This window comes from Enterobacter sp. PTB (genome assembly GCF_051130085.1).
Classification (GTDB): Bacteria; Pseudomonadota; Gammaproteobacteria; order Enterobacterales; family Enterobacteriaceae; genus Enterobacter; species Enterobacter ludwigii.
Map to the genome: position 1 here is coordinate 1 of NZ_JBDKEE010000219.1, position 216 is coordinate 216.

At 68.1% G+C, this 216-nt stretch carries 1 pseudogene; it reads right to left on the reverse strand.

The annotated features are described in order from the left end of the window. Positions 1-216 (reverse strand): annotated as a pseudogene (locus tag AAIR21_RS28305) (AAA family ATPase); the annotation flags it as partial.

Below are 216 nucleotides of genomic sequence, written 5' to 3' on the forward strand. Positions count from 1 at the left end.
CCAGCCGGGTGAGGGCTTCCGGGACCGTATCCAGACTCATGCGCACGCGGGCGGCAGCGGTATCCAGCAGGTCCACCGCCTTGTCCGGCAGCTGGCGTCCTGTGAGATAGCGACGCGAGAGCGTCACGGCAGCGCGAACCGCCTCGTCGCTGATATGCACGCCGTGGTGTTCGGCGTAGCGGGACTTGAGGCCCCTGAGCATCAGGCAGGCGGTGT